The 19,886-nt window shown below is 70.0% G+C and carries 16 protein-coding genes; 7 read left to right on the top strand and 9 right to left on the bottom strand.

The window, feature by feature from the left end:
* Positions 1–10 precede the first annotated feature (10 nt).
* Positions 11–949, bottom strand: coding sequence for an NADP-dependent oxidoreductase (locus tag ACMATS_RS01475; protein ID WP_414166552.1), 939 nt, complete (start codon positions 947–949; stop codon positions 11–13).
* 159 nt (positions 950–1,108) lie between these two features.
* On the opposite strand from ACMATS_RS01475, the gene ACMATS_RS01470 reads away from it, so the two are divergent.
* On the top strand, positions 1,109–1,657 hold the full coding sequence (locus ACMATS_RS01470) for an RICIN domain-containing protein (RefSeq protein WP_414166551.1): 549 nt from the start codon (positions 1,109–1,111) through the stop codon (positions 1,655–1,657).
* Between the two features lie 100 nt (positions 1,658–1,757).
* Here ACMATS_RS01470 and ACMATS_RS01465 read toward each other — a convergent pair whose 3' ends face one another.
* From ACMATS_RS01465 to ACMATS_RS01450, 4 genes are all read right to left on the bottom strand, one after another.
* Positions 1,758–4,625: a BTAD domain-containing putative transcriptional regulator gene (locus tag ACMATS_RS01465; protein WP_414166550.1), complete on the bottom strand. Its 2,868-nt coding sequence runs from the start codon at positions 4,623–4,625 to the stop codon at positions 1,758–1,760.
* Between the two features lie 449 nt (positions 4,626–5,074).
* A complete protein-coding gene (locus tag ACMATS_RS01460) occupies positions 5,075–5,917 on the bottom strand; it encodes a hypothetical protein (protein ID WP_414166549.1) in 843 nt (280 codons plus the stop codon).
* 95 nt (positions 5,918–6,012) lie between these two features.
* Positions 6,013–6,414 (bottom strand): hypothetical protein, encoded by a 402-nt coding sequence (locus tag ACMATS_RS01455; protein ID WP_390782169.1) that lies wholly within the window; start codon positions 6,412–6,414, stop codon positions 6,013–6,015.
* Positions 6,415–6,651: 237 nt separating this feature from the next.
* Entirely contained in the window at positions 6,652–7,611 is a 960-nt protein-coding gene (locus ACMATS_RS01450; protein WP_414166548.1) for an alpha/beta hydrolase family protein, read from the bottom strand.
* A 168-nt stretch (positions 7,612–7,779) separates the two neighbouring features.
* Between ACMATS_RS01450 and ACMATS_RS01445 the strand changes: the two genes are divergently transcribed.
* Complete coding sequence (locus ACMATS_RS01445) at positions 7,780–8,367, top strand: TetR/AcrR family transcriptional regulator (RefSeq protein WP_390782171.1); 588 nt, start codon at positions 7,780–7,782, stop codon at positions 8,365–8,367.
* A gap of 65 nt (positions 8,368–8,432) precedes the next feature.
* On the opposite strand, the gene ACMATS_RS01440 is transcribed toward ACMATS_RS01445, so the two are convergent.
* Positions 8,433–9,275, bottom strand: coding sequence for an SGNH/GDSL hydrolase family protein (locus tag ACMATS_RS01440; protein WP_414166547.1), 843 nt, complete (start codon positions 9,273–9,275; stop codon positions 8,433–8,435).
* 429 nt (positions 9,276–9,704) lie between these two features.
* Here ACMATS_RS01440 and ACMATS_RS01435 point away from each other — a divergent pair, with 429 nt between their 5' ends.
* The 4 genes from ACMATS_RS01435 (at position 9,705) to ACMATS_RS01420 (ending at position 14,847) form a co-directional block, all read left to right on the top strand.
* Complete coding sequence (locus tag ACMATS_RS01435) at positions 9,705–10,907, top strand: hypothetical protein (protein WP_414166546.1); 1,203 nt, start codon at positions 9,705–9,707, stop codon at positions 10,905–10,907.
* A gap of 135 nt (positions 10,908–11,042) precedes the next feature.
* On the top strand, positions 11,043–12,725 hold the full coding sequence (locus ACMATS_RS01430; protein ID WP_414168012.1) for an IS1182 family transposase: 1,683 nt from the start codon (positions 11,043–11,045) through the stop codon (positions 12,723–12,725).
* 199 nt (positions 12,726–12,924) lie between these two features.
* The gene (locus tag ACMATS_RS01425; RefSeq protein ID WP_414166545.1) at positions 12,925–13,431 is read left to right on the top strand and encodes an HD domain-containing protein; all 507 of its coding nucleotides are present in this window, start codon (positions 12,925–12,927) and stop codon (positions 13,429–13,431) included.
* A 330-nt stretch (positions 13,432–13,761) separates the two neighbouring features.
* Positions 13,762–14,847 (top strand): hypothetical protein, encoded by a 1,086-nt coding sequence (locus ACMATS_RS01420; RefSeq protein WP_414166544.1) that lies wholly within the window; start codon positions 13,762–13,764, stop codon positions 14,845–14,847.
* A gap of 132 nt (positions 14,848–14,979) precedes the next feature.
* Here ACMATS_RS01420 and ACMATS_RS01415 read toward each other — a convergent pair whose 3' ends face one another.
* Complete coding sequence (locus ACMATS_RS01415) at positions 14,980–15,267, bottom strand: putative quinol monooxygenase (protein ID WP_390782176.1); 288 nt, start codon at positions 15,265–15,267, stop codon at positions 14,980–14,982.
* Positions 15,268–15,376: 109 nt separating this feature from the next.
* Between ACMATS_RS01415 and ACMATS_RS01410 the strand changes: the two genes are divergently transcribed.
* Complete coding sequence (locus tag ACMATS_RS01410) at positions 15,377–15,949, top strand: TetR/AcrR family transcriptional regulator (protein WP_390782177.1); 573 nt, start codon at positions 15,377–15,379, stop codon at positions 15,947–15,949.
* A 147-nt stretch (positions 15,950–16,096) separates the two neighbouring features.
* Here the strand turns inward: ACMATS_RS01410 and ACMATS_RS01405 are convergent, their stop codons facing one another.
* Together ACMATS_RS01405 and ACMATS_RS01400 are read right to left on the bottom strand one after the other, a co-directional pair.
* Positions 16,097–18,604 carry a collagenase gene (locus ACMATS_RS01405; RefSeq protein ID WP_414166543.1) on the bottom strand — a complete coding sequence of 836 codons (2,508 nt, stop codon included), beginning with the start codon at positions 18,602–18,604 and terminating at the stop codon, positions 16,097–16,099.
* A gap of 322 nt (positions 18,605–18,926) precedes the next feature.
* Positions 18,927–19,886, bottom strand: coding sequence for a LysR family transcriptional regulator (locus tag ACMATS_RS01400; protein ID WP_414166542.1), 960 nt, complete (start codon positions 19,884–19,886; stop codon positions 18,927–18,929).

The following is a 19,886-nucleotide window of genomic DNA, read 5'->3' as shown; positions in this document are numbered from 1 at the left end:
ACCCGCACCGTCAGAACCGGAGGATCAACCGCCCCCGGACGCCGCCCGCTTCCAGAAGGCGGTGGGCCTCGGAGGCCTGCTCCGCCGGCAGGATCCGGGCGACGCGCAGCGTCAGATGACCGTCTTCGGCCTGCTGCCGAAGGCGGTCGAGCTTCGCCTGTTCGCGGGCGTAGTCGGTGACCATGACCGGGTGGAAGGTGATACCGCGTTCGCCCGGCTCGGAGAAGTTGCGCAGTGTCGCGATCCGGCCGCCGTCCCGGACCGCGGGGAGCGCGCGCCGGTCGAAGAGCGCGCCGTCGACGAGCCCGTCGACGCCCTCGGGTACGGCCGCACGGACCCGCCAGGGGAAGTCGTCCCCGCGCTCCAGCACGACGTCGGCGCCCAGCTCCTTGACGAGCTGTTCGTCGCGCGGGGCCGCGTCGGCGATCACGTGGAGGCCTTCTGCCTTGGCCAGCTGGATGGCATAGCCGCCGGTCGCGCCGGCAGCGCCGGTGACCGCGACGGTCCGACCCGGGGCGAGGCCGAGCACATCGAGTGCCAGACGCGCGGTCAGGCCGTTCATCGGCAGGGACGCGGCCTCGGCATCGGTCGCTCCGGCGGGGACCCTGGCCACGGATGCGGCAGGGACGACGATCCGTTCCGCGTAGGCACCATGGGCGGCGTCCGGCACCACGACGGCCATCACGTGCTCACCGATCCGCAGGTCGGTCGAGACACCCTCGCCGATCTGGTCGAGCACCCCGGCGGCGTCCATGCCCGGCACGTACGGTGGTGGCACATCCTTGTAGCGGGCGGCCGATGTGCCGCTGCGCCGGAGCGTGTCGGTCGGGTTGACCGCCGCTGCACGGACCCGGATGCGCACCTGCCCCGGCCCGGCCTCGGGTTCCGGAAGGTCCAGGACGCGCAGTACCTCGGGTCCGCCGAATTCCTCGAATCCCACAGCTCTCATGTCGAGTTCAACGGTCCCATCGGACAGGGGTATTCCCCGCGGGGCATGGGCGGATCCGGTATGCCCGATGCTGAGTACATGTCAGATGTCTGAGTAGAATCTCGGTTCATAAGGGCACTCCAGGGGAGCGAGTGCCAACTGACCGAATTGAGCAGTTAAGTGAAGTTCACCTCGAAGTGTGCCGCCGCTGTGGCGGCCGGCGCCGCTGTTGTGCTGATGGCCGCCCCGGCGAGCCAGGCGGATTCGATTGCTCCGATCACCCCGACCTCCGTCGTCAACAACAACAGCAAGCTGTGCCTGGTCGTCGAGAACGGCAGTACGGCCAACGGTGCCCACGCCGTGCAGGGCCAGTGCGGGTCCGGGGAATGGCAGATCAGCCTCGACGGCGTCCAGACCTTGGCCGGGGATCCGTCCGGGGCCGTCCCGGGGTTCACCGACTTCCGGATCGTCAACGCCAGGAGCGGCAAGTGCCTGGAGATCGCCGACTCCCGCAAGGACGACGGTGCCCCGGCCCAGCAGTGGGACTGCCGCGACGGCCTGAAGACCCAGATATGGCAGCTCGACGGCTCGCCCGGCTACATCGTCAACAAGAACAGCGGCAAGGTCCTGGAGATCGAGAACTCCGGCCTCAAGGCCGGTGCGCGCGCCCAGCAGTGGTCGAAGGCGAAGACCGCACCCGGCCAGGTGTGGCGCTGGACCCTCGGATAACACATACCGCGCCACCGAACACCGCAGTGAGCCCGGCGAGTTCGCCGGGCTCACCGGATTCGCGACCGGACAGACATCTCCGATCAGGGACATGATCACCTCACGGCGACGACGGCCGCGCCGGAGATGTCGTCTGGTTGATGTCGCCGATCGTCTGCCACAGCCGCAGCGCCCGCCCACGGTGCTCGTGTGCCAGATGGTGAACGCCGGCGGCGGCGTCCAGGTCGCCGATCAGCTGCCAGCACGTGGCCTCGTCCTGACGGTCGCCGTGCCGGTGGAACAGGTCCGCCGCGCGCTCCAACGCCGGGCTCGCCCGTTCCCGGTCGCGCTGACCTGCGTACACGCGGCCGACCTCCAGCAGCGTGTACGCGGCGCACCGCTCGTCGGCCAGCTTCTCGAAGGTGGCCAACGCCTGCCGCAGACAGCGCAGTGCCTCGTCCGGATCACCGCGCCGATCGTGCAGCCGGCTGAACCGCCGCAGCACGACGGCCACGCGATGCCCGTCGTCGAGCGCCCTGGCCTGGCTCAAGGCCCCGTCGAACCAGAGCTCCGCCTCGTCGAGTCTGCCCTGCATGAGCTTCATCACGGCCATGGAGCAGGACAGCTGCGCTTCGATGTGCCGGTCGCCCTCTCCGGATGCGATGGCCAGCGCGTGCTCGACACGTTCGAGTGCTTCGTCGTCACGGCCCTGTACCCGGCTGACCGTGCCCAGCATGGCCACCGACAGCGCCTCGCCGCGTTTGTCCCCGCCGTCCTGGCACAGCCCGAGGGAGGACTCCAGGGCCCGGGTGGCCCGATCGAACTCGTCTTGATAGATGTGCAGTTGGCCAAGACCGCGTAGCAGCACCGATGTGCCGCGCACGTTGCCGGCGGCCTCGGCCGCGTCCAGCGCGAGCCGGTGCCCGTGCTGCCAGTCCTGATAGAGACAACGGTGGTCGTAGTAGGTCGCCGTGCCGGCCGCCAGCTCCCAGGCCAGCTCGTCCAGGCCCCAGTCCACGGCCAGTTTCACCGCGCCGAGCAGGTTGTCGCGTTCCGCGTCGAACCAGCCGGCCGGGTCGGTCAGCAGCCGGTCCACGACCGCGTCGGGCAGCGGCCGGCGTGGTGCCGAACCGGGCGCGGCGGCCAGCAGCCCGGCCGCCGGCAACCGATCGGTGCCGCGCCCGATCAGCTCGAGCCAGGCGGACAGCACCCGGACGATCGCGTCCCGCTTGTCCTCCGCCGGCAGCGGGGCGGCGATCTCCATGGCACAGGTCCTGATCAGGTCGTGCAGCCGGTAGCGCGGCTGGCCGATGGCGTCGGTGGCGGTCAGCCGTACCAGGCTGGCGTCGACGAGGGTGTCCAGCACCTCCTCGGCGTCCGGGCGGTCCAGCAGCGGGCCGACCACCCAGCCGGGCAGGGTGTAGGCGCCGAGCAGACCCAGCAGGCTCAGGGCGCGCACCGCGTCGGCCGGCAGCAGCCGTAGGCTCAGTTCGACGCTGGCTCGTACGCTGAGGTCCCCGATCCTCAGCTCGGCCAGCCGCCGGGACTCGTCCTCGATCCGTTCCCGCAGCACCCGCAGCGACCAGGCCGGGCGGCCCGTGAGCTTGCCGCTGGCGATCCGGATCGCCAGCGGCAGGTTGCCGCAGCAGTCGAGGATCGCGTCGGCCTCCGCCGGTTCCCGCTCCACCCGCCGCCGCCCGACGATTCCGGTGAACAACTCCCGTGCCTCTGCCGGGCTCAGCACGTCCAGGTCGATGTGCCGGGCACCGGGAAGCTGCGTCAGCAGAGTGCGGCTGGTGATCAACACGGCACAGCCGTCGGCCGCGGGCAGCAAGGGCAGCACCTGATCGGCGTGACCGGCATCGTCCAGCACCACCAGCATGCGGCGGTCCACCAGCAACGACCGGTAGAGCGCGGCCCGCTCGGACAGGCCGTTCGGGATCGCGCTGCCGGTGATCGAGAGCGCGCGCAGCGCCTCTGCCAGCATCAGTCCCGGGTCCCGCGGCTCGTCCGACGTGGCGGCGAGGTTGAGGTAGAGCTGGCCGTCGGGGAAGGCGGCGCTCGCCAGCCGCGCGGCATGCGTCACCAGACAGGACTTGCCGACACCGGGACCGCCCACGATGACGGCGACCGGGGCCCGGTTCGGCGCCGTCCCGTCGAGCAGTCCGGCGATCTCGGCCAGCGCCTCGGCCCGGCCCACGAAGTCGGATACGTCGAGGGGAAGTTGACGCACGGGCATCGCCATGGCCGGCCCGGCGGCCGCCGCGTCAGGGCTCTCCGGTGGCACGTCCAGCGGCATGTCCAAGGGTCTGCTTGCCGGGACCGGAGTCGTCAGGGCGGGATCCGCGGTGAGGATGCGCTGATGCAGCGCCTGGAGCGGCGGGGTGGGGTCGACGCCGAGTTCGTCGGCCAGTGTCCGGCGCAGCCGCTCGTACACCTGCAGCGCCTCGCCTTGTCGCCGACACCGGTAGAGAGCGACTATCAGGTGTTCGGCGACATGCTCGTCGTAGGGGTGCTCGCGGAGCAGAGCGGTCAGCTCGGCAACGACCTCTCGATGACGCCCCAGGTCGAGTTCGATGGCCAGACACTCTGTGAGCGTGGCCGCGCGTTCCTCGTTCAGCCGTGCCGCATCGATCTCCAGGACCCGGCTGGAGACGTCGACCAGGGCGTTCCCGCGCCAGCAGGCCAGTGCCCGGCGCAGCGCGGCGGCCGTCTCGAACGGGACCGTCTGCCGTTCGGCGAGGTACCGCTCGTGGCCGAACTCCAGCAGGTCGAACTGATCCGGGCCCAGGTGGATCTCGTAGCCGCCGCGCCGGGTGCTGATCAGGGAGTCGGGTGCCCCGCAGGCGACGAGGTTGCGGCGCAGTCCGGAGACGGCGTCCTGGACCTGACGGACCGCAGTGGCGGGCGCGCTCCCGTCCCACATCACGGCGACGAGCCGTTCCATGGCGACGATGCTGTTGGCGTCGACCAGAAGCGCTGCCAGCATCTTCGCCTGCCGCGGTCCGTTGAACCGGACCTCGCGTCCGGTGATCCGGGCGTGTAACGGCCCCAGTATGCCGAACCTCATGTTTCCCCCGGCACGTGACGATGAGCGCCGTTCCCCTGGCTGACCTCGCACTAGGACGAATCTAGGACGGCCGAAGGATCCGTGTCCATAGCGGCCCCGGTGTCCCCAGCGTCCCCGTGGCACGGCGTACCGAAGACGGGTAGGCAGGCAAGGGGTGTGATGCCGTGATCAAACGTGCCGATCCGGGTCCCTCGGCAGGGGGGATCCGGCAGGAAGCGATCGTGGCACGCGGGAAACTCGTCGGCGAGCAGTGGAAGTTGGCCCCCGCCGTTCCTGTCGGCTCGTACGGTGGTTGGCTGCGGCGCTTCACCGGACGGCCGGGCGGGGCGACCGGCCGAGCCGGATTCAGGTCGCGAGGGACGGGCGCCTCAACTGTTCCGGTTCAAGTACTGGAGGAATACGGACACATACGTCCGATCGGCGGCTTGCGAGCAGGGAAATGTCGCCACGGCGGCATCGAGTTCCGCTTGATGGAACTTCTGCCACGCAGGATTCCGAGCGGCCAGCGCCGCCAGTTGGTCCTGGGGAAGCACTCGGTCCTCGCCCTGAATTCCGGCCATCACGGACGTGTATTCCTTGCGCAGGTCCGTGATGAGCGCGAGACGGGACTGCGCGGGATGACCGGCTGCCGCCGCACAGGCTTTCCACGTCTCCAGTGCCGATCGGTAGCGTCTGTCGTGTTGCACCTCACCGTCCACCCGGGCCCACTCGGAGTTCGCCTCCGGGATTCCATATTCCTTCTCGGTCGTATGTTGCGAGCTGTCGACGCAACCGGGAAGGGCTGCATCGTAAGCTTTGAGGGAAGCCGCTGAAAGGGTCTTCATGTACTTCTTGGCTGCCGTGGCCTCAGGGGCGAAATGCGGAAACACCGATATTCCGAACCCGTGCTTGCGCGCGTAGTCAAGGCTCGAAAAATCTGATGCATCCTCGACATCAACCACGCTGTGCGGGTTCTTGGGAAGGTACTGGAAGCCGTGCGACTTCATGCATGTGGATGTCAGGGCCTCCGTGCGAGCGGCAACCTCGAGGTCGAATTTTGCCGACTCCGAGGGGCTGGAAACACCTGCCAGGATCAGCACGAATCGGCGGGTGTCGGCCGTCGCCCGGGCTGTCCGGCCCTTGCCGGACGGAAAGTACGCGAACCCCGCCGCGACCATCGCGGCAATGATCACGGCCACCGGGACCGCAAGGGTCTTGTGTTTGCCCAGCATCGTCCGGGCCTCCTCCTTCGGCTGGTGTGCCTGGTGTGCCCTGGTGCGCTCCGCAAGGGGCGCACCAGGGCTCCTGCTACCTGCTCAGGCATCTGTCACCAGTTGCTCAGGTCGACGCCCACCTGGTCGAAACCCCGGTTGTAGGTGCCGTTGCCGGTGCAGTCGTAGTGCGAGGAGTTCGTACCGTGGCGCGCGACGATCGAGGACTCGTACCAGTTTCCACCGCCGTTGCCCCGGAGGCAGTGGGCCATGTCCTTGCCGCCGTCCTGCCCGGATACCCAGACGAACGACTGCTGGTAGCGTTGATAGCGGCTGTCCCAATTGTTCGCCACGAACTGGTAGTTGCCCGTTCTGCCGTAGTCGTTGTACGAACCGGATTGCGTGACGTTGCCGGTCTTTATTTGCGTCTGTGCCTCAGCGGTTCCCGTGGTGAGGCCGATCGTGGCGCAGCAACCTGCGACGACGAGTGCGCCGAACGTCTTCCAGTTGCGAGGCATGGCTGATCAGTGCTCCTTCTGTCGTTTTGCCGATCCGAAGTGGTGCGGCGGTGCGTAGGGAGCTGTGCACCGGATGCTGCCGAGACACCCGGCGAAGGCACGCGTCGCACGCATTGCCCAGCACGCTCGCCTTCGGTGAGCCGTGCTACGAGGACCCTACGGACAGGGATCCGCTGACCGGCCTAGATTCGTCCTACGGCCGCTTCAGGAGGTCGTTGACCCAGATCATCGAGGCACCTACTTGGATTCGACGTGGCCTACTGGGTCGGGTCCGGTCGTCAGTGCCTCGCAGGTGGTCTGCCAGGCAGGGGCGCCGGGGTGGAGTCGGGTGTGGAGGTAGGCCGCGGTGAGCCGGGCAAGTGCGGCGACTCGCTCGGGGTTCTCGTCGGTGGTCTCGGCGGCGTCGTAGCCGGCGATGCCGCCGAGTCCGTGTTCCGCGTCGAACAGGGTGAGCAGGGTTTTGGGGCCGGGGGAGAGGGTGTAGGGGTCGGTGTGCCAGTCCGGTCCCATGTCGGTGAAGTGCCGGGAGTCGTCCTTGTCGCCGGCGACGACCAGCGCGGGTGCGGTCATGGTGGAGAAGTCGACGGCTCCGATGATCGGCCACTGCTCGGCCATGGGCCCGTTGAGGACGTCACCGCCCCTGCCGGGCGCGGCGAGGAGCACGCCCGCCTTGATCCGGGGCTCGACGAGGTGCACCAGGTTCCCGGTGCCGGGGTCGGTGAGCCCGGCGCCCAGCAGGAGGGCGGCGGTGAAGCCGCCGAGCGAGTGCCCGGCGAGCGCGATCTTGGTGTGGTCGATCCGTCCGGCAAGCTGCGGCATGGCGTTCTCGATCACGTCGAGCTGGTCGAGGATGTGAACCATGTCCTCGGCGCGGGAGCGCCAGAAGTCGGGTGCGCCGGGGGCGTCGGCGACCAGGTGGGTGAGTGTCCGGGAGGTGAGGTGGGTGGGTTGGACGACGACGAATCCGTGGGCGGCCCAGAAGGTGGCGAGCGGCGCGTAGCCGTTGAGCGAGGAGAGGTTGTTCGAGGGGCCGTGGCCGTGGGAGAGGAGGATGACGGGGAGGCCGGTTCCGGTCGCGGGTGCGGAGACGCGTACCTGGAGATCCACGGGACGTCCGGGCACGGACAGGACTACGGGGCTGAGGGACAGCACCGGCACGGGCGCGCCCAGGGCGTCGGTGGTGGGGGAGGTGCTCACGGTGTGGGTTCCCTTTCGGTGGCGCCTGCCGCCCGCCGGTCTCCTGCGGCCGGCGGGTGGACAGGGCGGTAGGGGCGGTCCGTTTCGGCTAGGCTGAAACGGAACGTTGCTCCATTTAGTATCCGGAGCGCCGCTCCGCTTTGTCAATCGGTGTCGAAGGAGAACGAGATGGCCGCCGAGGGTCCTGCAGGGGATGCGCCGCCCCGAAGCAAACGGGCCGACGCCCAGCGCAACCGGGAGACCGTGCTCACGGCCGCAGCCGAGGTGTTCGTCACCTCCGGCGTCGACGCGCCGATCCGCCGGATCGCGGCCCGGGCGGGCGTCGGGATGGCCACGATCTACCGCCACTTCCCGACCAGGGCGGACCTCGTCACCGCCGTGTACCAGCACCAGATCGAGGCATGCGCCGAAGCCGGCCCGCACCTGTTGGCCGGCGCCGACTCGCCGCTCGACGCACTGCACCAATGGATCGACCTCTTCGTCGACTTCCTCGTCACCAAGCACGGCCTTGCCGACGCCCTGCAGTCCGACAGCGACCGCTTCGCCGCGCTGCACGCCTACTTCCTCGACCGCCTGCTGCCCGTCTGCGCCCAACTGCTCGACGCCGCGGTCGAGACCGGCGACATCAGGCCCGGCACTCAGCCCTACGAACTGATGCGCGGCATCGGCAACCTGTGCATCGGACGCGACAACGACCCCCGATACGACCCCCGACGCCTGATCGCCCTCCTCCTCCGGGGACTCCAGCGACCGTAGGCGTCCTGATGCCGACGAGCGGCAAACATCGCGACCATCCGGATCGCAACCCCGGTTGCCCAGGATCAGGAACCGCTTCCGGCCTCGGCCTCCAGGGCCGGCAGGTATCCCTCACGCTGGCCCTCGGCGTTGGGGTGGTAGGCGCTGTCCAGGGTGAACAGGGAGGGGGAGATGATCCAGGGGTCGTCCGAGCAGAGCTCGTGACCGGTGAACGCGTGGGTGACGTCGGCGAAGACGAATCCGTGAGCCTGGGCGCTGTTGCGGGTGACCGTGTTGAGGCGGTCGGCGGCGTCGTTGAGTGCGGCCTGCCCCCGCGGGCTGACCGGCTGACCGCTGCAGGCCTCGGCGGAGAACAGATGGGGGTAGCCGAAGACCACCACACGGGCCTGCGGGGCTTTCTCCCGTACCGTCGTGTCCAGGGCATCCAGCCGCCCGGGGAGCGTGCGGTCGATGTCGTTCCTGGCCTGCCCGACGCGTTGCAGGCAGGCCTGCTCGCCCTGCGTGGTGCAGACATTCAGGGCATCGGCGAACCCCACATCGTTGGCTCCCGCGGTCACACTGACCATCCTCACACCGCTATCGAGGTCGGCCATCTGGGTGGAGGCAACGTCGGAGGTCTTCGCTCCCGAGCACGCCGCGAAGCGGAACTCGGCCACGTGATGCTCCGCGGCCCACAGAGCAGGGTGCGCGTTGGCGCTGCGGCTGCATCTGCCACTGGACGCCTCGTAGTTGCCGGCACCGAGTCCGGACGCGATCGAATCGCCGAGCGCTGCGTATCTCAACTCGTGCCCGGCACGGGCAGCGGTGCTGTCGGCGTGTGCGGGTGACGCAACGGCGACCGGCGCAACGGTCAACGGGCACACCAGCACCGTCAGGAGACGACGGCGCCACCACGAAGCTCGCCTCATGGCCGTCATCATGCCCCGCAGGCAGCGCAGCAAGTGCCCCTGCGCAGGCGGGATGCAGGCTTACCGCTGCAACCACCGGCTCACGCCGCACAGGAACAGCGCACATCAACGACAGCGCGCCCGTCAAGGACGGCACCAGTGCACCGGGCAGGTGGCAGCGGCTCAGGAGTGCCTGCCGGTCGGACACCCCGGGTAACTCCCCAGCCAAGGAATACGCGACTCACGATGACGCGAGGTCGCTACCCCCTTCACAGACGAATCCCGCACAGGCATTCGGATTCGGCTGCGGGTCGCGCCCCACGTCGTGAAGACTGAGTGAAGTTCCTGTGCGGCGAGCAGTGTTGCCCACGGGAACTCTCCGTGCGCGACGTGACACAGCACCACCACAGTGCCATTCCGGGGAAGTCCACGAGACGAGGAACGCACGTCATGAGCATCGGTATCAGAGCCCTGCGGTCCGCGGGCGCCGCCACCATCGCCCTGGCCACCGTCTGTACCCTCACGCTGGCCACGGCCGGCAGCGCGTCGGCCGACACCGGCGCGTCGGCCGACGTGGGCGCCGACCTGCCTCTCCCGCCCGGCGCCACCTCGAGCTATGCCGCCGCGATCAACGACAACGGGGTGATCGTCGGCTACACCGACGGCCCCAACAACCGGATGTCTCCGGTCCGTTGGAACGCGGACCTCACCCCCGCGACACTCCCCCCGCTGCTGCCCGGGGACCCGACAGGCTACGTCGAGGCCGTCAGCGACGACGGCACCGCCGCCGGCTACTCGGGGGGCCGCCCGGCGCGCTGGGCGCCCGACGGCACGGTCACCCAGCTGCAGCCGCTGCCCGGCGACACCTCGACCGTCTTCCGCGCGATGAGCCGCACCGGCATCGCGGTGGGAGAGTCCGAGCTCGGGGGGACCTACCACGCGGTGAAATGGCGCCCGGACGGCCAGGCCGTCCAGCTCGCTCCGCTCAAGGGTGACACCGCCGCCTTGGCCCTCTCGGTCAACAGCTCGGGCACGGTCGCCGGTGTGTCCTACTCGGTCGACACCGTCTACCACCCCGTGAAGTGGAACCCGGACGGGACTCCCGTCCCGCTCGACCCGGCCTCGGCCTACTCCACCGCGTGGGTCGTCCAGATCAACGACGCCGGCACCGTGCTCGCTTGGGGGGCCGTGCCGACCGGTGGCACGATCGACCAGTCCCGCTCCGTGACCTGGGGCGCCAATGGCACCGTCACGGACCTGGGCCCGCACTCCGGCGCGAACGCCATCAACGCTTCGGGCACCGTCGTCGGTCGACAGCTCGGAGCGGACAACATCGACTACACCGCCACGAGTTGGAGCCCCGACGGCACTGCCACGGCGATCGGCTCCGCCTACGAGTACACCACGGCCGTCGCCGTCAACGACACCGGTGTCGCCATCGGGCACACCGGGGCCAAGAACTCGATGGATACTCTGCACCGCTTCGCCCTCCGCTACGAGGCCGACGGGAGCCTGACCGAACTGAACGTGACACCGGACGGCAGCAACTCCTACGCCACGTCCATCAACAACTCCGGCGTGGCCGTCGGCGTCCGAATCACCGTCCCGACGCCGGGAAGCTCCACGCGCACCGCGGTGATCTGGCGGCCGTAGCCCCTCCCGCCCACCCGGGGCCCGCCCATGCGGACGCTGTTGGTCTATTCGGTCTCTCGCGTGACGTCGGTCCTCATAACCCGGTTGTGGTCGTGGGGACCGACGTTTTTGCGCACGGGGGGGGGGTGGGTGTCGATGTCGATGCAGCCGAAGGGTCCGGGGGAGATTCCGGCAGAGACGGTGCGGGTGGCTCGCGCCGCGTTCCCGAAGGGGAGCCTGGCAATCCGGGTGCGGGACGAGCTCGGGGTGCTGTTCCGTGACGAGGACTTCGCGGATCTGTTTGCTGTGCGTGGCCGGCCTGCCTGGTCTCCCGCCAGGCTGGCTCTGGTGTCGGTGCTGCAGTTCGTTGAGGGGCTGACCGACCGCCAGGCCGCGGAGGCGGTTCGGGCGCGGATCGACTACAAGTACGCGCTCGGGCTTCAACTCGACGATCCAGGCTTCGATTTCTCGGTGCTGTCGGAGTTCCGGGACCGGCTGGCCGCCTCGGACGGCGGGCGTCGGGTGCTGGATGGTGTGCTGGCCGCGGCCCGGGAGAAGGGGCTGCTCAAGAGCGCGGGCCGGGCCCGGACGGACTCCTCGCACGTGCTGTCGTCGGCACGTGACCTGCGTCGGCTGGAACTGGTGGCGGAGACGTTGCGGGCGGCGCTGAACGCTCTTGCGCAGACCGCTGGCGACTGGCTGGTGCAGGTCGCGGGGCCGGACTGGTTCCGCCACTACGCCACGCGGGCCGAGGACTCCCGGTTTCCCAAAGCCAGCGCGAAGCGAGACGAAGTGGGAGCCCGAATCGGCCGGGACGGCATGCACCTGCTCCAGGCGGTCCGCGCCGCCGATGCCCCGGCGGGACTGCACGAGCTTCAGGAAGTAGAGGCCCTGCGCCGAGTGTGGGTGCAGGAGTTCTCGGTGGTGGAGGGGGAGGTGAGGTGCAGGGACCCAAAAGACCGGCCGCCGGGCGCGATGCGCCTGGTCACCCCCTATGACCTGGACGCTCGGGTCGGTGTCAAGCGGGACACCAAGTGGGACGGGTACAAAGTCCATCTCACCGAGACCTGTGGTGAGGACGTGCCGAACCTGGTCACCAACGTGGCGACCACCGTGGCCACGGTCGCGGACAGCATGATGAACGACGAGATCCACACGTCCCTCGCGGCCAGAAATTGCCTGCCCAGCGAGCACTGGGTGGACGCCGGCTATCCCACCGCCGCCCGCGTCCTCGCCGCCCGCAACGATCACGGCGTCGAACTGCACGGGCCGCTGACCGGCAACACCTCGGCCCAGGCCAACGGCGCCTTCGGGCTGGACGCGTTCACCATCGACTGGGAACGCAGGCAGGCCACCTGCCCCAGCGGGGCCACCGCCACGCAGTGGTATCCCCGCACCGATTCAAAGGGCCTGCCGGTGATCCGTGTGCGGTTTCCCGACAGCCGCTGCGGCCCCTGCCCCGACCGGCGTTCATGCATCAAGTCGGCCTCCAGCCGCGGTCGGGAGATCATGCTGCGGCAGCACCGGGCCGAACACGACGCCATCCGCAGCATCCGCGCCGAGCAGCAGACCGACGCCTGGAAAGAGCGCTACAAGATCCGCGCCGGTGTCGAGGGCACCATCTCGCAGGCCGTCGGGCGCTGCGGCCTGCGCAGATCCCGTTACCGGGGTTTGGCGAAGACCAGTCTCCAGCACCAGTTCACCGCAGCAGCCCTCAACCTCACCCGCATCGACGCCCATCTCACCGGCACACCACGAGCCCGCACCCGCACCAGCCACTTCGCGCGACTTTGCCCCGTCGAGCTGATGCTCGACGGGGCAAAGCAGGGGCCGAATTAGCCAGCAGCGTCCACGCGGGCGGGCCCCGCAGCCCGGCCAGTCCGAGCAACGGACGGCCCGGCACAGCCCGCGTCCCGACCCGCACGCACCAGTGCTCGACGAACTCCGCGTCGTCATCGTGCACAGGGCGGCGGGGCCGCCGCCATGGTCGGGGTCCTGGTCCGGCTACCGTGCACCCCACGCGACGAAGGAGCACAGCATGAAGTCGGTCCGCGAGGTCGAGGCCCTGGTGCATGACGCGCACACCGGGCAGGTCGACAAGACCGGCGTGCCGTACGTCGAGCACGTGCGTGCGGTTGCCGCGGGGCTCGCACCCTTCGGTGACGAGCTCGTCATGGCCGGACTGCTGCACGACGTCATCGAGGACACCGACTGGACCGCCGAGCGTCTGCGTGCCGTCGGCGTCCCCTCCCGGGCCGTCCAGATCGTCGAGGCGGTGACCAACGAGACGGGCCTGACCTACGCCGAGAAGATCCGGCGGATCACCGGCGACGCGCAGGCGACACTCGTGAAGATCGCCGACAACGCGCACAACTCCCGCCCCGAACGGGCCGCCCGGCTGCCGCGGGAGAAGCGGGAGCGCCTCGCGGCGAAGTACCGCGCCGCGCGTACAGTGCTGTGGCCGGCCGCGCACCGGGACGACATCGAGACCATCGTGCGCATCGTCAATCCCTCGCTGCTCACGGAGCTGGACGAGCACCATTGATCCGGGGCGACTGGGGGTCCGGCATGCAACCCTGTGAGCCGGTCGTCGAGAGCACCGGGCCTTCCGCTCCGTCTTCGGCGTGTCCGGGCGCTGCCGGCAGGCGCGGGAAGCGGCGCGGCGGACGTCGTCCGAGACCTCGCCCGGTACGAGCCGGTACGAGCCGGTACGAGGGTGCCTGCCCGGCACGGGGCTGAGGCCGGACTGCGCCCGTACGCAGTCACCTCATGACGGCAAAACGGCAAAGGAGTCAACTTTCCGGGACTGCAAGGCGATCGCCGCCCCTGCGATCGTTCTCCCTGTTCGCCCGGTCATCCCCATGGAGGCTCCCGCTTGTACCAGACGGTGCCGAAACCCACCCGGCCCCCGCGGTCGACGCCGGTCGGTGAAGTCCGGACGAGCCCGGCCCGGACGGCCGAACCCGCCGTCCCCCGCGGCGGGACCACGTGGCCGCGTCCGGCCGACGACGGTGCGGCCTTTGCCGCCTCGCTCATCGGCCGCACCGGCCAGGAACTGGACCAGCTGGCCGACCAGTTGGCGCACGGCCAGGAGGACGGCCGGCTGCGGGCCGTGCTGCACAGCCGGGCCCAGCAGGCCGCGGCCCGCGCGGCGGATCCGGTCGCCGAGATCGACGGCTTCCACCGGCGGGCCGCAGGGCTGCGTGCGGAACTGGCGGACGTGGAGGAAGCCGAGCAGTGGCTGGCACGCAAGCGTGCCAAGCGGCGGCCTCCGGTCGTCCGTTGGCTCTACGACTGGATCTATTCCGCCGGGGACCTCGCGGACCTCCAGGCACAGGCCGGGGCGCTCCGTCCGCGGCTGGCCCGTGCCGAGGCGGAGCTGGAGGGAGTCGACTCTCCCGAGGGGCGCAGGGCGATCAGCGCACTGCACATCGCGCAGCGGTGTTCTCCGGACCGGGACACCTCATGGATCGCCACCGTGCGACAGGACCAACTCGGGCGCACCGAACAGTTCCTGACCGACCGCATCACCGGGCTGACCGGCACTGGCCACGCGACGGACGCGCTCGAGCGCGCACGCTCCGACGTGCAGGACGCCGGGCGTGCGCTGGCGGTGTACTCCCGTATCGCCCGGCAGGGCACGGACGGGCTGCAGCACGACCGGCAGACCATGGAGGAGATGCTCGGCCGGCTCCGGCGCACCCGGAGCGCCCTGGAGAAGGCCTGCGCCAAACGGCATTGGGGCGGCCTGCCGTCCTGGCTCGGCGGGAACGGGAAGCAGCAGGACGCCCTGCGCACCTCCCTGGACAAGACGCGGGAGAACATCGCCACCGTCGAGGGACGGCTGGCGGAACTGGACCGCTGCGCCCGCATCGCCGCCGACGAACGCTACGCGCCACTGATGGCCCGCGCCGGCCATGTCCATTCCCTGCTCGCCCTGACCGGCCGGGGAGCGGTCTGACGGCCATGCACCCAGCGCTTCGCACCACTTCCCGAGCGCCACTTCCCGAGCACCACTGCCCGAGGGGGATGCGGCGAAGCCGAGTGCCGGCCCTTCGCGGCGTTTCTACCGCGACTACCGCTACTACCGTGACTACCGCGACACGAGGAAGTGGACCTCGCGGGGCCTGATCTCCAGGTCGCTCAGGCCGTCGGGCGTCGCGCCCATCTCGCGGGCGAGACCGGCCGTCGCCCGGAAGGCCTCCTCGGACTCGAACGCGGCGTTGGTGACGACGGCCTCGCCGTCCGGGGTGACCCAGACCCCGACGGACAGGCAGCCCGGCTGCTGCCGCAGCGCCTCGGCGACTTTGTGGCACTCGCCGACGAACTCGTCGACGTGTTCGGGGGCCGGGTAGTGGAAGGCAACGAAACCGAATGACATGACGGTGGCCTCTCTCGAGCTTGTACGATGCCGTACAACGCGAGGTTAGACCTGTTGTACGGATCCGTACAACAGGTCTGACGGTCTGACAGGGTGAGGTGAGCCACAGATGGGCGCATTGCGCACACCACGCGAGAAGTGGGTCGAGGAGGGACTGCGGGCGCTGGCCGCGGGCGGTGCGGAGGCGGTGCGGGTCGAGGCGCTCGCCAAGGCGTTGGGGGTGACCAAGGGCGGCTTCTACGGGTACTTCGCCGACCGCGACGCGCTGCTGGCCGAGATGCTGGACACCTGGGAGCGCGAGAGCGTGGACGACGTGATCGACCAGGTCGAGCGGGAGGGCGGCGACGTGCGGGACAAGGCCCGCCGGGCCGGTCAGCTCACCTTCTCCAGCGACCGTCTGCTGCCCATCGACCTGGCCGTCCGCGACTGGGCCCGCCGCGACCGCACCGTCGCCGAGCGCCTGCGCCGCGTGGACAACAAGCGCATTCAGTTGCTGCGCGACGCCATCGGCACCTTCTGCGACGACCCCGACGAGGTCGAGGCCCGCGCCCTGCTCGCCTTCTGCACGGCCATCGGCAGCCACTTCCTCGCCGCCGACCACCCCGGCACCACCCGTGCTCCGGTCATCGCCCGCGCCGGCGACATCATCCTCGGCATCCCGCACGGCAACTCCGGCGGATGAGCACCACCCGGGAAGTGCGCTGCTGAACCTCGCTGTTCGGCCTGGCCGAGGCCCGGTCCGGCCAAGGCCGCCGTCTTTGTCTGCACGGCCCGCGGCGGGCACCCCGCAGGGCACCCGCCGTGGTCGATCGTGCTCAGCGTTCAGCCGTCAGTACCGCGTCGTGACCGTGACCCCGCTGAACGAGGTCTTGGCGTACAGGCTGATGTACCGGTAGCCCGCCGTCGTGTTCGTGACGGTGATGGTCTGGGCGGTGCCGGACTTGGTGGACGACGTCGTATAGGCCTTGTCCGTCGCCCAGTTGCCGGGGTTGTAGTAGAGGTAGGCGTCGCCCGTGCCGCCGGTCGTGGCGACGGTCAGGGTCGTCGTGCCGGCCGGGAGGTAGAGGTACAGGTAGTCCAGGTTGCCCGCCGTGGCCGAGCGGCCGGTGCGGGAGCAGTTCCTGCCCAGGACGCGGGTGTCCCGGTCCGTGCACGCGGTCACGTCGCCGCCCACCGTGACCTGCTTGCGGGCGGTGGAGGTGCGCCCGCTGTCGTCGGTCACGGTGAGAGCCACGGTGTACGTGCCCGCGGAGGCGTACGTCTTGCTCGGGTTGGACTCCCCGGACGAGGTCCCGTCGCCGAAGTCCCAGGACCGTGCGGCGATACGGCCGTTGCCGGAGGCGGCGGACTTGTCGGTCAGGTCGACGGTCAGGCCCGAGACCTTCGTGTCGAAGTCCGCCGTCGGTCCCGCCTTGGCGGCGCAGGCGCCGGATGCGCAGGCGGTGAGCCAGCTGTCGAAGTCGGCGTCGTAGCGGGTGCTGATGCCGGTGTTGTAGACGGCGTAGCCGCCGGTGTAGTCGCCGGTCCGGAAGTTGGCGAGCATGGCGTCGAGGTCGGCCGGGTGCTTCTCGGCCATGTAGCGGACCGCGAGGTATCCCCACGGGTAGGTGCGGGTCACGTCGCTGTTCGCGTAGGTGTTCTGGAACAGGGTGCTCAGCCGGTAGGTGTGCTTCCCGGCCTCGGCGACCGCCCCGTCGTCCGTGATGCCGCGGTAGCCGTAGGAGACGTACTCGGCGAGGCCCTCGATCCACCAGACGTCGGGGACGGCCGTCTGCTGGGTGAAGTCGCCCTTCATGTCGTAGCGGGCGTCGAGGTAGTGCGTGTACTCGTGGTTGAGGTTCCAGATCCGGGCCGTGAAGCCGTCGTCCTGGGCCTTCTGGTACATGATGGACGTGGGCCGGTTGTCGGCCCTCGTCGGGTCCCCGGTCAGTGTGATGCCGCCGTTGTCGGTGCCGACGCCGAAGATCGCACCGGCATAGGTCTGGTAGTCGGTGCGGCTGCCGAACACGACGAGCCGGATGGTGGATTCGTACTGGCCCGGTATCGCGCCGCTGTCCTTCACGAGGCTGTGGAAGTACGGGTCCTGGCCCAGGACGCTGGCGCAGGTGGCGGCGAGCTCGTCGGAGGTCAGCGCCTGCGCGCTGATGGTGTGCGCCGAGTCGCAGGAATGGGTGACGGGCAGTGCGGCCTTGGTCAGCCGGTCCGGGAGGTTGCAGGTGCCGAAGTAGCCGCAGTTGGTCTGGTCGTAGTAGTCGGCCTGGGAGGCGACGGTGACCCACAGCGGGGCGGTCGGGCCGGTGATCTTCGCGGCGTCCAGCAACTGTTTCGCCAGCGGCCGGACCTTGTCCCGCAGGGCGGGGTGCTCAAGGTAACGGGCGACGTTCATCCCGGCGTTGGAGTCCAGGTAGGAACGGTCGGTGCCCAGCAGCCCCAGGTGGTTGACCGCGAACGTCTTGAGCGTGTCGACGATGCTCGGGTCGGCCGTGACCGCGTTGACGTAGGCCGTGTTCCAGTTGCCGCGCCAGAGGGGCGTGTAGACGTCGTTGACGGCTGTCAGCATGCTGGGGATCGCATCGTAGGAGCTGTCGTACCCGTCGAGCACCTGCTTGTAGACGTTCAAGTAGCGGGCCTGTTCGCCGGCGCTGTCCGTCAGGATGAGGACTTCGCCCAGGGTGTCGCCGTTCGCCGAAGTGACGTCCCTCGAATGATCGTTGGCGAAGAAGGCGTCCAGGCCGGCCTCGGCCGCCTTCGCCAGGTCCGGGCCGTAGGAGCCGACGTCGGAGGCGTGGTTGAACTGCACGTAATAGCCCGCGCGCAGGAAGAGCGTCAGCTGCAGCGCGCCGGTCGAGCCGTCTCCGGAATACGCCTCCGCCGCGCTCTCGAAGGCCTCGGCCACCGTCACCATCTGGGCTTCGCGGAAGATGTTGTGCGCATCCGCGCCCGTGACGGCGAACAGCGTGTTGACGCAGTCCTTGGACGAGGCCTTCACGAACTCGGCCAGGTCGGATCCGGACCGGCTGCCGAAGTCGGCCGGGGTGCAGGAGGCTGCGGCGGGCTTGCCGGAGGCGTGCGGTTTCTGCGTCGCCGCCGTTGTCCGGGCCGGTCTGAGCGGCGGGAGTTGGCCGACGGACAGCCGTCGGCGTTGCACGGTGTCCCGGTCGTTGGCGTCGGCCGTCGATCCGGTCGGCGGTACGGGGGAAGCCGCCGGCCGCGCCCCGGCTGCGGCGACGGACGGGGGTGCTGCCGCAAGTGCCGGGGTCGCCAGCAGACCGGCGACCGTGACACAGGCGGCCAGGCCGCCGGACACGCATCTGGGCAGGGTGAAGCGCTGGAGCATCCAGACTCCTTCGGGGGAGGTTCGTGGGGGGGCGTGGGGGGTGCGCCTCGGGTGAAGGTGACTGAGGCGTATGCGGCACCGTCCCACCGCGTGAACGCCCGGGCAATGGGGTGTGACATAGCACATTGCATGCGCACGTCATAACGTCGAGACGTCCGAGCCGCCCCGCGCCCCGGGGTCATGCGGAGTGAGTGACTCCGACAGCGGAAACCCCGAATTTCCGGACGCAGGACCGAGGGTTTCCGCTGTCGGAAGCAGCTGCTCCGGCCCAGGACGGCGCGGGGCCCGCACCGGCCCATCGGACAGGCCCTGGACTCGCGCCCTAGATCCGGGCCACGCTCCACGTCCGCGACGCCCACGCCCGGAAGTGCGCCGAGTGCGCGATGAGTTCGCGGTACGCCGCGGTGGCGGAGCCGAAGAGGGTGTCCGCGACCTCGTCGGCCAGGCCTTCCCGGCGCCAGGCCAGGACGTAGCGGCACCACAGCGGGGTGCCGGCCAGCGGCTTGACCAGGACGTCGGAGACCGGCCGGTGCGTCGCCTGGACGACGGACACCCCGAGCCCCTCGGCGATCATGTCCTGCAACTCGACCCGGTCGCCCAGGAACTCGTGCACCGCCACCGGCGTGAACCCGGCCGAGCCGCAGGCCGCGTAGAACACCCCGGGCCAGCCGGCCCCGTCGTCGGGCGTCAGGAACCACGCGTCGTCGGCCAGGTCGGCGAGCGCGACCTCCGGGCAGTGCCGCAGCCGGTGGTGCGCGGGCAGGGCGACGAAGGACGGCTCCGTGACGATCCCGCGGTGCGCCACCGCGGGGGAGTGGCGCAACTCCCGCCCGGGGTAGTCGGCCGCGATCGCCGCGTCCACCTCGCCGTGCTCCAGGAGTTCGACGATCTCCGAGGACGCGTACACGCTGCTGACCGTGACGTCGAGGCCGGGCAGCAGCGTCCGGAGCCGCATGACCATGCCGGACAGCACCGGCGAGTTGGTCGCGGCCAGGCGCAAGGACCGGCGCGCCCTCGCGGTGCCCCCGGCCGGCCGGCGGCCGATCGCCGCCGCGCGGGCCAGGACGTCACGGGCCTGGGCCACCACCTCCACGCCGTACCGCGTCAGCTCGACACCCGACGTCCTGCGCACGAACAGCGGCTCGCCGAAGAACCGCTCGATCCGCCGGAGTTGTGTGCTCATGGCCGGCTGGGAGTACCCCAGGCCCGTCGCGGCCCGGCCGACGCTCCCGGCGTCGGCGATCGCACACAGCACTCGTAAGTGCCGAAGCTCCAGGTCCAT

This window comes from Streptoverticillium reticulum (assembly GCF_047456005.1).
GTDB classification, from domain to species: Bacteria; Actinomycetota; Actinomycetes; order Streptomycetales; family Streptomycetaceae; genus Streptomyces; species Streptomyces reticulum.
This window is presented reverse-complemented; position numbering and strand designations above follow the sequence as displayed.